General features: G+C 63.0%; 8 protein-coding genes and 1 tRNA gene. 7 read left to right on the forward strand and 2 right to left on the reverse strand.

Features of this window, described 5'->3' with window-relative positions:
* Nucleotides 1–328: 328 nt before the first annotated feature.
* A tRNA-Arg gene (locus tag Lysil_RS01825) sits at nt 329–405 on the forward strand.
* 390 nt (nt 406–795) lie between these two features.
* On the opposite strand, the gene Lysil_RS01830 is transcribed toward Lysil_RS01825, so the two are convergent.
* Nucleotides 796–1,023, reverse strand: coding sequence for a hypothetical protein (locus tag Lysil_RS01830; RefSeq protein WP_103073868.1), 228 nt, complete (start codon nt 1,021–1,023; stop codon nt 796–798).
* A 35-nt stretch (nt 1,024–1,058) separates the two neighbouring features.
* Between Lysil_RS01830 and Lysil_RS01835 the strand changes: the two genes are divergently transcribed.
* A complete protein-coding gene (locus Lysil_RS01835) occupies nt 1,059–1,781 on the forward strand; it encodes a hypothetical protein (RefSeq protein WP_103073869.1) in 723 nt (240 codons plus the stop codon).
* Here Lysil_RS01835 and Lysil_RS01840 read toward each other — a convergent pair.
* Complete coding sequence (locus Lysil_RS01840; protein WP_103073870.1) at nt 1,775–4,222, reverse strand: GH92 family glycosyl hydrolase; 2,448 nt, start codon at nt 4,220–4,222, stop codon at nt 1,775–1,777. The two genes, Lysil_RS01835 and Lysil_RS01840, sit on opposite strands and share 7 nt — an antisense overlap.
* Before the next feature lie 141 nt (nt 4,223–4,363).
* On the opposite strand from Lysil_RS01840, the gene Lysil_RS01845 reads away from it, so the two are divergent.
* The 5 genes from Lysil_RS01845 to Lysil_RS01865 all read left to right on the forward strand — a co-directional run bounded on the left by Lysil_RS01845 (nt 4,364) and on the right by Lysil_RS01865 (nt 13,909).
* The gene (locus tag Lysil_RS01845; RefSeq protein WP_103073871.1) at nt 4,364–5,392 is read left to right on the forward strand and encodes a LacI family DNA-binding transcriptional regulator; all 1,029 of its coding nucleotides are present in this window, start codon (nt 4,364–4,366) and stop codon (nt 5,390–5,392) included.
* A 52-nt stretch (nt 5,393–5,444) separates the two neighbouring features.
* Nucleotides 5,445–6,428 (forward strand): carbohydrate kinase family protein, encoded by a 984-nt coding sequence (locus Lysil_RS01850; protein WP_103073872.1) that lies wholly within the window; start codon nt 5,445–5,447, stop codon nt 6,426–6,428.
* A 106-nt stretch (nt 6,429–6,534) separates the two neighbouring features.
* Entirely contained in the window at nt 6,535–9,687 is a 3,153-nt protein-coding gene (locus tag Lysil_RS01855) for a TonB-dependent receptor (RefSeq protein ID WP_103073873.1), read from the forward strand.
* A gap of 17 nt (nt 9,688–9,704) precedes the next feature.
* Complete coding sequence (locus Lysil_RS01860) at nt 9,705–11,228, forward strand: tryptophan halogenase family protein (RefSeq protein ID WP_103073874.1); 1,524 nt, start codon at nt 9,705–9,707, stop codon at nt 11,226–11,228.
* Nucleotides 11,225–13,909: a beta-mannosidase gene (locus Lysil_RS01865; protein ID WP_103073875.1), complete on the forward strand. Its 2,685-nt coding sequence runs from the start codon at nt 11,225–11,227 to the stop codon at nt 13,907–13,909. Before Lysil_RS01860 ends, Lysil_RS01865 begins: the two co-directional genes overlap by 4 nt.
* Nucleotides 13,910–13,911: the final 2 nt, after the last annotated feature.

Raw genomic sequence — 13,911 nt, forward strand, 5'->3', positions numbered from 1 at the left:
CATAAGTATTTGAATCGATACAAAATTAAGAAATCGTAATTTCCGGTCGAATGCACCCTACTGCCAGGAGTCGGTGATCCCCTTGCCGGACGTGGTGCCCCAATCACCGGATCCGGTCTGTGCTTCTGGCTGCTGTCCGCGACAGTGATGCACGCCGATCGACGTACATCACGCGGAGCGATCGGTGCGCCACGGCAACAATGTGCCCGCACGCTTGGCGATATCCGTGTTGAGCCATGTCTGGCACCTTTGGGATGCGTCGCACATGCATCGCGTGCGCCAAAGCAAGCCGTTACACTATGCGATCCGCTTCGCGCGGATCGTATCGGCGCCCGTAGCTCAGCCGGATAGAGTAGTGGCTTCCGAAGCCATTGGTCGGGGGTTCGAATCCCTCCGGGCGCGCCAAATCACTTCGAACAGTTTCGGTCGGGATTCCCGGCCCTCGTGCACAGCACTCGGGCGTTCGTTGCCGCGCACGCCAGTGGCGTGCAAGCGCGGCCTCTCACCCCTCCGGGCGCGCCAAATCACTTCGAACAGTTTCGGTCGGGATTCCCGGCCCTCGCGCATAGCGCTTGAGTGGCCGGGGCCGTGACCCAGCGCTCGACCCCACGGGTATCCCGGAACGACACCGTGATCGTGGTGATTTTGAGGTTGGGTGTGGCGCGAATTCGGCGAGCCCGTCGTCGGTGATCGTGCCTTGGACGTGCGTGCCACGCCGCAATGCCGCGATCTTCGCAACTGTGGCCCGACGCCGCAGCGCAGCGAACATGCTCAGTGCCGCCAGCACAGCCGCAATCACGCTGCCATGGCCAGATATCCGTCAAAGCAGACAATTCCCGACGCGATCATCGCAAGCGCCCAAATGGGATTGGTCTGCTCGGTGACGTTGCTCAGGATTCCGGCAATGACCGCTGCACCGGTCATTCCCGCGGCGAGGACGATCAGCTGTTTGGTGATCGACGCCGAATTGGCTTGGCGAGCCGCCAGGCGTTGGGCGGATGTTGGCAGTGGCTGGATACTCACGGCTGGATTCTAGCCCGCGATGCATCGTTGGCAGCATGTGGAAACAGGTGGTGATTGACGACAGCGCCATCGGGCCTTATGACACGATGACGCCGCCGATCGCCGCAGGAACCACACCAATGCGCGTCTTTCCGATCATCCACATCAGTCGATCCTGGAACGAACACACCTCCCGGACTGCAGAGTCCAGGCCGGCGCGCAGTGCCGCGGTGCTTCTCACCTGGACAATGGATCCACCTGCGATCGACGCCGGCGTGCCGGTGCCGATCATCGATGTCGTCGCGCACGTTGCCACGACATCGGGCACGGTCGCGTTCCGGTTGTTCTTTGCGGAAGACTTGCCGGCCGGCATAAAACGCGTCCCGATGGTGCGACCGCCACTGCCGGAGAGGATCTACCAGCGACTGACGCACACGTGGCCAGCCAACATCGCGATCGCCATGGATGCGCCTGGTGTCGCCGAGCTGTTTGCGCAGGATTGGCAACTGCAGGGACAAACCGCACTCGTGCTGCGCGATAGTGCGCTGACAGATGACACGCTCGAGCATCTGCGGCGCTTGCGCGATTGGCGCGGCGTCGACTTCCCTGCAGATGCGTGCCTGCTGATTGCACCGGCGGTTGATGGCGACGGCATTCTCTTCGCCGCCGCCAGCGCGCAGGAACTCGCGGGTGTCGTTTCCGCGCTCCGGCAAGCGTTCGAAGAGGCAGGCCTGACCGTCACCGACGATGCGGTGGCGGACAGCGCCTCACCTCACTGAGTCACCGGACACGCCGAGGGCGGCGCATCCTGCGGGTGCGTGCCCCAGCCATTGCGATCTGGCGTCGGCGTCAACGCGAACTGCAGCGTGCCGCCCTTGCGCAGCGCATCGACATTCATCCACACATTGCTGACCGGCTTGCCGTCGAATTTCACAGCCGCGACGGATTCCTGCGCGCCGGGTTTCGCGGTCGGTGCTTCGACGCGTAATGTGCGGCCATCGCCAAGATCGATGGTGATGCGCGGATAGCGCGGCGCGTGCAACAACACTTCGCCGGTGCCCTGCATCAACGGCGAGAAGCCGAGCGTGGTGAACAGGTACCACGCTGACATGGTGCCGAGGTCGTCGTTGCCGGTCACGCCGTTGGGCGCATTGGTGAACAGCGTCTGCGCCGCGCGCAACACGCCATCGGTCTTCCACGGTTGCCCGATCAGGCTGTAAAGACTCGGAACGTGCATGGTCGGTTCGTTGTTGGGATTGAAGCGGTATTGGCCGTAATAGGCATACGCACCGTTCACCCATGCCTTGCGTGCAGCTTGCGGATCGCCGCCGATTTCATCCCAGGCGAAGAAGGCGTCGAGGCGCTTGCCCATCTGCTCGCGTCCGCCCATCGCCTGCGCCAGTGCGGCCACATCCTGCGGCACCAGCCACTGGTATTGCCACGACGTGCCTTCATGGAAACCGTAGTGCGAACGCGGACTGTAATGGCCGTTCGGTGGGATGAACCAGTCGCCACCTTCCATCTTCGGGTGCGGAAAACCGACGAAGGACGATTCCGGTTCGGTCAGAGTCGCATCCCACAGGTTGCGCCAGTTGCCGGCACGCGTGCGCAAGGTGTTGGCGTCGTCTGGGTGGCCGAGTGATTGCGCCATCTGCGCCAGTGCGCAATCGGACAGTGCGTATTCCATCGTCGCCGAGCCGGCGTTCTGCGGATCGACGTCCATGCCCTTGGCCGGGAAGGTGCGATCGAACAGGATGAAGCCATGCGCGATGTAGTTGGCGTTGCCGGCGCGCCCTTCGCTGCGCGACGTCAGCGGCGGCACTTCCCACGCGTTCTTGCGCAACGCCGTCCACGCCGCGCCTTCCATGCCCTTCAGTGCGCCATAGCGCCACAGATCGACCAGGAACGGCGTTACCGGATCGCCGGTCATGGTGTTGGTATCGAAATTGGCGTAGCCCCAGCGCGGCAGCCAGCCGTTCTGCGCATCGATCGCCAGCAGCGTGCGACCGATGTCGCGTGCGCGTTGCGGGCGCAGCAGCGCCAGCAGCTGGTTCTGCGCACGATAGGTGTCCCACAGCGAGAAATATTCGTAATAGGTCCAGCCGTCGGCGCGATGGATCCGATCGTCGTAACCGCGATAGCGACCGTCGGCGTCGCTGCCGGTCATCGGCTGCAGGAAGGCATGGTAGAGCGCGGTGTAGAACACGCTGCGATCATCGGTTGATGCGCCATCGATGCGGATGCTCGACAGTTCCTTGTCCCACGTCTGCTGCGCCTGCATGCGCATGGCATCGAAGGTGATCGGCTTGCCATCACGCAGGCCTTCGGCCCGCAGATTGTTGCGCGCGCCTTCGATGTCGACATGCGAGATCGCGGTGGTGGCGGTCACGCTGCGACCATCCTTCAATCCGAAACTCACCCACGCGCCGTTGAACGGTTCGTATTCGCTTTCCATGCTGAAGCGCGCGCCGGCAGTGCCGCCCGCCTGCCCCCACACGCCGAACGCGGTGAACGGGCGATCGAATTCGATGCGGAACCAGGTGCTGTACTGGTGGCCGCCGCAGAAACTCAGCGTGGTGATCTTGCCTTCCACCGCGCGATCGCCAACCACGCGGACCTGGCTGCCGATCACGCGATGCTTGGCGTTCGCCTGCGCGACATTGACCAGCACATGGCCAGTATCGGCACCGGGCGCCCACGTATAGCGTTCCGATGAAGCGCGCGGCAGCGCTGTCGTTTCGATGTCGATGCCGCCGTAATCCGTGAGGCGTGCCTTGAAGTAGCCGGCCTGGTGACCGCCGGCATCGATCGTGTAGCGCGCGCCATAGTGTTTCTGGTCGAAGGACTTCGCGTCCTTGGTGTCGAACGCGCCACCGGGCGCGATCGTTCCCGTCACCGGCAACACCGACACCTGTCCGCCCTGCTCCCAGCAGCCGGCACCGGAAATGAAGGAATGGCCGATGCCGAGGATCTTGTCGTCACCGTAGCGCCAGCCGGCGTAGTGCGAACCGATCGGGCTGGCCTGGATCATCCCGAACGGCGCCGCCGCCCCGGGGAAGGTGTTGCCTTCATCCTGGGTGCCGATTAGCGTATTGACGCTCGCGGCCAGCGGCGTGCGCGTCTGCGCCGAAGCAATCATCACCGTGGAGGTCAACGCCAGACCGGCGATGAACGTTGCGAACGAATGACGCAGCGAGGAAGGACGAAAGATGGGGCGCATGGAAGCCTCGTGGGCAGGACTGAACACTTCTCGTCCGGAATGATATGCTCGATTTGAATCGATTTAAAACAGCGCCAGCATGAAATTCATCGCCCCCCGGATCGCCATCGCTCGTGCTGCGCCGCCGCATGGGGTGATCGCATGAGTGCGCGACAACGCGTCACGGTCGAGGACATCGCCCGCGCCTGCGGGCTCTCGCGTGCGACCGTCTCGCTGGTGTTGCGCAGCAGCCCGCTGGTGCACCCCGCTACCCGCCAGCGCGTTGAAGCGGAGATGAAGCGCCAGGGCTACGTTTACAACCGCGCGGCCGCCAACCTGCGCCGACGCGTCTCCAACAGCGTCGCGCTGGTGATCAATGATCTCTCCAACCCGTTCTTCGCCGAATTCGCCACCGGCGTCGACGAAGCGCTGGGCGGCAAGGACTACGTGACCCTGCTCGGTTGCAGCAACGAATCGCCGCAACGCCAGCTGCAAGTACTCAATTCGCTGATGGAACACCATCCCGCCGCGATCATCCTGTCGCCCGCGGAAAACACCGACGCACGCGACATCGACCGCGTGGTCGGCGGCACTCCGCTACTGGTGTTCAACCGCATGCTCGACCACGACAGCGATGGTGCCGATCACGACTTCCTCGGCCTCGACAACCGCGGCGGCGCCATGCAGGCAACCGCACACCTGATCGAACGTGGCCATCGCGACATCGCGTTCTTCGGCGGCCATGCCAATTCCAGCTCGTGCCAGGAGCGTCGCCAGGGCTACCACGATGCGCTGAAGAAGGCCGGGTTGCGTGCGCGCAACGAGTGGTTGATCGAATCCGCGCCGACCCGCGTCGATGCCTGTGCGCGCAGCGAAACATTGTTTGCCGGCAAGACCAAGCCAACCGCGGCCGTCTGCTACAACGACGCCGTCGCCCTCGGGCTGATGCTCGGCCTCGCCCACCACGGCCTGCGCCCGGGCATCGATTTCGCGGTGACCGGCTTCGACGACATTCCGGAAGCGGCGATGAGCATGCCCGAACTCACCACCCTCAGCACCGATCCACGCGCACGCGGTCGCCAGGCAGCACAGCTGGTGTTGCAGCGCGTCGAACAAGCCACGCCGGTGTCGCCAGCCAATATCGTGCCGGTGCGCCTGGTGGAACGCGCCAGCAGTTCCGCGCCGGCCTGATCTCCTGCCGTTCCGCTCTTCTTCCATCGACCTTGCAACCAGGACCCGTCCCGTGAGCACCATCGTCTGTTTCGGCGAAGCACTGATCGATTTTCTCGCCGCACCAATTGAAGGCGACGGCCAGGGCCGCGTATTCCGCCAGTTCGCTGGCGGCGCGCCAGCCAATGCCGCAGTCGCGATCGCACGGCTGGGTGGCACCTGCGAATTCGTCGGCATGCTTGGCAAGGACATGTTCGGCGATTTCCTGCTCGACAGCCTGCGCGCTGCCGGCGTCGGCACGCATTACGTGCGCACGACCGATCAAGCGAAAACCGCGCTGGCCTTCGTATCCCTCGATGTACGCGGCGAACGCAGTTTCAGCTTCCATCGCCCGCCTGCGGCGGACCTGTTGTTCGCGCAAGACGACTTCGACGATGACTGCTTCCGCGACCTCGGCATCTTCCACGTCTGCAGCAACAGCCTGACCGACGCGAACATCGCCGAGACCACGATCACGGGGATGAAGCGCGCCCATGCTGCCGGTGCGCTCACCAGTTTCGACGTCAACCTGCGGCCCTCCCTGTGGCCCGCTGGCAAGCCGTTGATTGATCGCATATGGCAGGCACTGGCACTGGCCGACATGGTCAAGCTGGCGCGCGAAGAACTGGAATTCCTGCAGCAGGGCAGCGCGACGGCCGACGCCACGATCGCACGTTTGTTGCACGATGCGCGCCTCGTCCTCGTCACCGATGGCGCCGCGCCGATTCGTTGGCATACGCGCAATGGCAGCGGCACGTTGCCGACGCAACAAGTGGTCGCGGTCGACACCACCGCCGCCGGCGATGCCTTCATCGGCGGATTGCTGTGCGGATTGCAGCGCGATGGCGTCAACGCCACGCGCTTCGATGGTTTCCTCGCTGATACCGCTGCACTCGAACACGCATTGCGTTATGCGGCGGCCTGCGGCGCCTTCGCAGTGACACGCCACGGTGCGTTCGCGGCATTGCCGACGCACGAAGAAGCGCTGGCGGTGCTCGCCACGATGCGACTTCCCTGAATGCGATAAAGGTGTTGCATGGCAGCATGCGTCGCGAGCGAGTGCATGTTATTAATTCGCCGTCGTGAATTTAGATCGATCCAATTTCAGCAGGGAGAAAACTGAAATGAACCTGTCGCCACGCACGCAGCACCGGAACTCGCTATCCCTCGCCATTGCCGCCGTCCTCACCGCTGCCATGGCAGCGCCGGCCATCGTCTTCGCCCAACAGGCGACAGCGCCCGCTGACAGTGCCGCGACCAGCGCGCAGGCAGACCAGAAGAAGGCCGACGAACTCGGCAAGGTCACGGTCACCGGCTACCGCTATTCGATCCAGAAGAGCCTCGACCAGAAGCGCGATGCCAACGCGATCGTCGAAGTGATCACTGCCGAAGACGTCGGCAAGTTTCCCGACAAGAACGTCGCCGATGCGCTGCAGCGCGTGCCGGGCGTCATCATTTCCCGCGATGGCGGCGAAGGCAAGAATGTCAGCGTGCGCGGCTTGGCCTCGGGCCTGACCCTGACCGAATTGAATGGCAACTATGTCGCCACGGCTGAATCGAACGGCGATCCGACGCGTTCGTTCAACTACACGTTGATGCCGTCGAACATGCTGTCCAGCGCGGAGTTGTTCAAGACCCCGGAAGCACGCCTCGACGAAGGCGGCATTGGCGGCACGGTGATCCTGCACACGCGCCGTCCGTTGAACGTCAAGTCCAACAGCGGCTTCGTCAACGTCGAAGGCGCGATGGCCGACAACCGCTCGCATGACAAGATCGATCCGTCGGTATCCGCGCAGTATTCCTGGCACGACAAGTCCGACCGCTTCGGCATCCTGATCGGCTATACCCACCAGAAACGCAGTGCGCGCACCATGGGTACCAGCACGGAAGACTACAACTGGTACGGTCGGGACGAAGGCGGCGAAGCGGTCGATGTCAATGGCAGGCCCACCCCCGGGGCGCCCCACGACTACTGGGGTGGCACGGGCTTCCATGACCAGAACGGTGGCTACTACACCCACTTCGCGATGCCGACTTCGGTCGACATGAGCATCACGAACGAACAGCGCGAGCGCAAAGGCGGCCAGCTGACCGCGCAGTTCAAGCCGACCAACGAGCTGACCGTGACGGCCAACTACTTCCGCTTCGATCTGTCGCAGAACTCGCAGACCAACACCCTGAAGATTCCGGAGTGGAGCTTGTCGCGCTTCAGCGGCGACGGCAACTGGCTCACCGGCCGCATGCTCGATGGCATGACTTTCGACCCCAGCCACACCATCGTCACCGGCGCCACCTACAGCGCACATGCCGGCATGACCTACCCCTGCAATGAAACGCAAGCCGCTGCGCTCGGATACCAGCCGGGTGGCTGGGGTTCGGATAGCTGCGCGCTTCCGACGCCGCAGATCACCGGCAGCTACAACATCCAGAAGGCGCGGTCGCAGACATTCGACCTCTCTGTCGAATGGCACCACGGTCCGTTTGATGCCGAGATCAAGGGCGGCCACACCTGGGCTGAAGGCGGCCCGTCGCTGCAGTTCACCTTGCCAATCAAGCCGCGCAAGCTGATCAGCGGCGCTGGCACGGCCACTGAAACCTGGGCGCTCGCAAACCACCTCAGCGCCTGGAGCCTGAGTGGTACGCCGTCGATGACGTTCTCGCCCGATTTGATGCAGAACCTGCAGAACGGCATCCTGGAACCCGATCTTGGCTCGACCGGATCGTCCTGGACCAAGAACAGCAACCACCAGAACTACGCGCAAGCCGATTTCACCTGGCACAGCCAGAGCAGCTGGTTGCAGTCGCTGCAGTTCGGCGCCAAGTATCGTGACGGCGGCGTGCACCGCAATACCGGCAACAACTACTGGGCGTGCCCGGGCACCGACCCCAACGATTATGCCAATCGCTTCGGGCAATCCAACAACCCCTGCCCGGCCCTTGCCAACCAGTTTCCGTCATACCTCCTGTACTCGCCGAGCAACACCAACAGCGGTGCCTTCAACACCAACCTGTTCCCGGCGATCAACTATCCGACCTACATCCAGTATCTGAATTCGACCTACGGGCAGATGCGGACCCGCAACGAACCGAACTTCGTTTACAACGTGAATGAAAAGATTTCCTCGGTTTACGCACAGGCCAACTTTTCGACGGAACGCCTGCGCGGTAACGTCGGTGTCCGCTTGGTACGCACCCAACAACAAGCCGACTCGACGGATCAGATCGATTACTACAATGCCTACTTCTGGCGCGTCAATGGCGCCTTGCAGCCTTGCAGTAGCGCACCGGCTGCCGGTGCGCCCACCGGCTCCGGTTGCCAAGGTGGTTTCACAACGTTGCCGGACGATGTCAACAACCCCGCCAGCGGACACACCCAGTCCTGGGCGGTCAGCTCGCTCAACCGCAGGTACAACGACGTCCTGCCGAGCTTCAACATTGCTTACGACATCACCAAGAACCTGGTGCTGCGTGGCGCGGCCTCCAAGGTGATCTCGCGTCCGGGTTACGGCGACATCGCCTCGCCGGGTGGCCTGAACTATTGCAGCGCGCAGTACGTCACCGACCACCAGATCATCGGTGGCGGGTGCCAACAGGGGTGGACCGGCTCCGGCAGCAACAAGAACCTGGAAGCGTACAAGGCCACCCAGTTCGATCTCGGACTTGAGTGGTACTTCCATCCGGGTTCGATCGTGGGTGCCGACCTGTTCCGCAAGAACGTCAGCAACTTCACGGTGCCGGTCGTCCAGGACGTGGCGATGTCCGTTGCTGGCCAAACCGTCACGGTGCAGAACTATTCGACCACCGCCGGCGGCCGCAACGGCGTCTCGGAAGGCATCGAGCTTTATGCTCAGCACACACTGGATTTCGGACTTGGCTTCCAGGTCAACTACACCTACAACAGGACCAACGAAGCAGCCATCACCCTCCAGGACGGCACTTCCCTCGGCAAGTCACCGCTGGTCGGCAGCGCCAAGAACCAGGCCAACTTCACCGTGTTCTACGAAACACGCAAGCTGATGCTGCGTGCGTCGTATAACCGTCGCGGCGAAGTCGTCGACGGTCTGGTCAACAAGATGAACGTCTATGAAGAACCGTATCAGCAGGTCGATCTGAATGCTGCTTACAACTTCACCGATGCGTTCAGTCTCAGCGCTTCGGTACTGAATCTGACCAGGGAAACAGCGCGCACGCACCTGGGCAACGACACCAAGGATCGTTTCTATTCCAATAGTTATTCTGGTCGCACCGCGTACCTTGGCCTGACCTACAAGTTCTGACTTTTCAGGAAACGGCGATGACGGCCAGCGACCAGCGGATCAGGAACGTCGTCGTCGTCGGGGGTGGCAGTGCCGGCTGGACGGCCGCCGCCGCGTTGGTCACGTATCTGGACACGTCGGTATCGGTGCACCTGGTGGAATCCGAAGAGATCGGCATCATCGGCGTGGGCGAATCCACCGTGCCCTTCATGAAGACATTCAATGGCCTCGTGCTGGGCATCGATGAAATCGACTTCATCCGCGAGACCCAAGCCACGTTCAAACTCGGCATCCAGTTCAACGATTGGGGCCGCATCGGCGACAGCTACGTCCATGGCTTCGGCACGATCGGCCGTTCGCTGGGGCCTCTGCCGTTTCATCAATACTGGCTGAAACTGTTCCTCGCCGGACGTGCGCCGGACATCGGCGCCTATTCGCTACCGACCAGCGCGGCTCCGTTGGACAAGTTCATGATCAGCCCGCCCGACGCGCCATCGGGCTCGCCGCTGGCGGATATCGCCTATGGCTACCAGTTCGACGCCGGTTTGTATGCGCGCTACCTGCGCAATCTCGCGGAACGCCGTGGCGTGCATCGCTCCGAAGGCAAGATCGTCGATGTCGTCCAACGCGGCGAGGACGGCTTCATCGAAGCGATCGTCATGGAAAATGGCGAGCGGGTCGAAGGCGAGTTGTTCATCGACTGCTCGGGCTTTCGCGGCCTGCTGATCGAGCAGACGTTGAAAGCCGGCTACGAGGATTGGAGCGAATGGCTGCCCTGCGATCGTGCAATGGTCGCGCCCAGCGCAAGCGCCGGCCCGCTGACGCCGTACACACGCGTGAGTGCGCGTCCGGCAGGCTGGCAATGGCGGATCCCGACCCAGCAACGCATTGGCAACGGTTACGTCTATTCCAGCAATCACATCAGTGACGATGAAGCTGCTGCGACCTTGCTGGCTACCCTCGACGGCCCCGCGCTGGCCGATCCGCGTCCGCTGCGTTTCACGCCTGGCAGGCGCAAGGAGTTCTGGCGCAGGAACGTTGTCGCCGTCGGCCTTGCCGGCGGTTTCATGGAGCCGCTGGAATCGACCGCGATTTATCTGGCGCAATCGGGTGTCCAGCGCCTGCTCGCCCTGTTTCCCGACCGCGATTGCGATCCGTTGCTGTCCGGCCGCTTCAATCGCGAATCCGCCTTCGAGCACGAACGCGTCCGCGATTTCCTTGCGCTCCACTACAACGCGACCGAACGCAACGACACGCCGTTCTGGGACCATTGCCGGACGATGGCGATTCCGGATTCCTTGCGCGAGACCATTGCCCAGTTCCGCATCGATGGTCGCTATTTCCGCAATGGCGAGGATTTCTTCGCGCTGCCGAGCTGGGTGCAGGTGATGCTGGGACAGCGCATCATTCCCGGTGGTTACCATCCGATCGTCGACAAGTTGCCAGAAGAGCGGTTGGAGCAATTCGTCGATCGTGCGCGCCAGGAAGTCGCGCGAGCGGTAAACGCGATGCCATCCCACCAAGCCTTCATCAATCACTACTGCAAGACGATACCGGCATGATGCTTCGCAAGTTCCCGCGCTTCGCTCCATCGTCGCAATGGCTGGGCATGGCGCTGGCGTTATCGCTGTCGTTATCCGCGCAGGCCAAGGGCGCCTCTGACGGCGTATCGGTGCAGCATCTCGATGGCGCATGGACGTTCCGCCTGCAACCGGCCGACACGCAAGCCGCCGCGCATCGGCCCTCCACCGCATGGCATCGCGCGACGGTGCCGGGCACGGTGCACACCGATCTCTTCGCCAGCCATCTCATTCCCGATCCCTACGCCGGCGCAGCCGAAGCCGGACTGCAATGGATCGGCCTGGCCGGCTGGGAATATCGCCGCAGCTTCGATGTCGATGCCGTGACATTGCATGCAACGCACAACGAACTGGTGTTCGCAGGGCTCGACACGCTTGCCGACGTCTGGCTCAACGACGAACGCATTCTGTCCGCTGACAACAGTTTCCGCACCTGGCGCGTACCGGTCCATGGCCGATTGAAGACGCACGGCAATGTGCTGCGCGTGGTCTTCCATTCGCCGATCGCCACCCTGCTGCCGAAGGTACAGGCGATGCCGCACAAGATCGCCGGCAACTACACCTCGCCCTATGGTGACGAGCCGAAGGACGCGATGACCGCGAATTTCGTGCGCAAGCCCGGTTACCACTACGGCTGGGACTGGGGCCCGCGCTACGTCACCGCCGGAATCTGGCAACCGGTGTCGCTGCAAAGCTGGAGTGGCGCGCGCATTGATGACCTCCAACTTCGGCAAGACAAGGTCGATGGCGAACGCGCCGAACTGACCGCGCGCGTGCGCATCGATCCCGCTGCGTCCGCGCACTACGCGATCCGCCTGTGGCAGACCGCGCCGAATGGCAACCGCACGCAGGTCGGGCAACGCGAGGTGGACGCGGCATCAGCCACCACGATCGACATTCCGCTGCAGGTGGAACATCCGCAGCGTTGGTACCCCAACGGTTATGGCGCGCAGCCGCTGTATCGCTACGAAGCCGAAGTGCTGGCCAACGGCCGCGTGCTCGATCGCGCCAGTCGTCGTACCGGCTTGCGCAGTGTCGAACTGCGCCGCGAGAAGGACGCGCACGGTCGAAGTTTCGAATTCGTGGTCAACGGCATTCCGGTGTTCGCCAAGGGCGCGAACTCCATTCCCTTCGACATGTTCGCCCCGCGACCGAGCGACGCGCAGATCCGTCGCATCCTGCAGTCCGCGCGCGACGCCAACATGAACATGTTGCGCAGCTGGGGTGGCGGGTATTACGAACGCGACGCCTTCTTCGACGCCGCCGACGAACTCGGGTTGATGGTGTGGCAGGATTTCATGTTCGGTGGCGGCATGCAGCCGGCCTACGATCCCGCCTTCCGCGCCAATGTGGTGGCGGAGGCACGTGACCAGTTGCAGCGCTTGCGCAACCATCCCAGCATCGTGTTGTGGTGTGGCAACAACGAAGAGGAAGCGGCGTGGAAATCCTGGGGTCATCGCAAGGAATTGACGGCGGCCGATCCCGCGTTCGCGAAACAGGTGTGGGACGGTTGGCTGCAACTTTTCGACCATGACCTGCGCGACGTGGTGAAACAGGAAGGTGGCGGCATCGCCTATTGGCCGAGCAGTCCCAGCGACGATCTCGCGGAAAAGGAAAACGTCGTCACCTCCGGTGACATGCATTACTGGGAAGTGTGGGGTGGCCCCGCCTATCCATACGAAAAATATCTGGAGATCACCCCGCGCTTCATGTCCGAATACGGACTGCAAGCGTGGCCAAGCCTGCGCACCATCCGCAGCTACGCTGGCAAACAACCGTTGGCGATCGACAGCCCGGTGATCACCGCGCACCAGAAATTCATGGCCGGCAAGGGCAACACGCGACTGATGCACTACATCACCATGGAATACGGCACGCCGCGCGATTTCGCCGACTTCGTTTATCTGAGCCAGGTGATGCAATCCGATGGCATCGCACTGGCGGCGTTGCATCATCGCGCCAGCCGCCCGATCACCATGGGCTCGCTGTACTGGCAACTCAACGACGTCTGGCCGGGTGCGTCGTGGTCGAGCATCGACTGGTACGGTCGCTGGAAGCCGCTGCAGTTCAACGCGCGACGCTTCTATGCGCCGGTGGCGGTGGCCGCGTTGCGACAGGACGGCCGCACCACGGTGACGCTGCTGTCGGATCGCACCGAAGCGCGCCATGGCAGCTTGCGATTGCGCGTGTTCGACATGGATGGAAAGCCGTTGCGCGATGAAACCTCCGCGGTGACGCTGCCGCCATTGAGCGCATCGGTGGCGATGACGCTGGACGATGCGCAACTGCTGCGTGGCCTCGATCCCAAGCGCACGTTCGCCGCATTCGATCTCATCGTCGCTGGCGAACCGGCTTCGCGCGGCGTGGTGTATTTCGCCCACGCCAAAGACGTCGCCTGGCCCGATCCCGGCCTGCATCACGAATGGTCGCGCGACGGCAAGACCTTGCGCCTGACCGCAACGCGCGTCGCCCGCGCCGTTTGGCTGGACTTCGGTAATCTCGACGCCACGCCATCCGACAATGCACTGACGCTACTGCCCGGAGAAACGGCGTCGCTGCACATCGATGGCCACGCGTCGCCGCAACAACTCCGCACGGCGTTGCGCATCCGCAGCTTCGCCGACGCACTGTCATCCCCCACTTCCACTCCTTCCACGCTGTGATG

The sequence above is a fragment of the Solilutibacter silvestris genome, from assembly GCF_002895945.1.
GTDB lineage: Bacteria > Pseudomonadota > Gammaproteobacteria > Xanthomonadales > Xanthomonadaceae > Solilutibacter > Solilutibacter silvestris.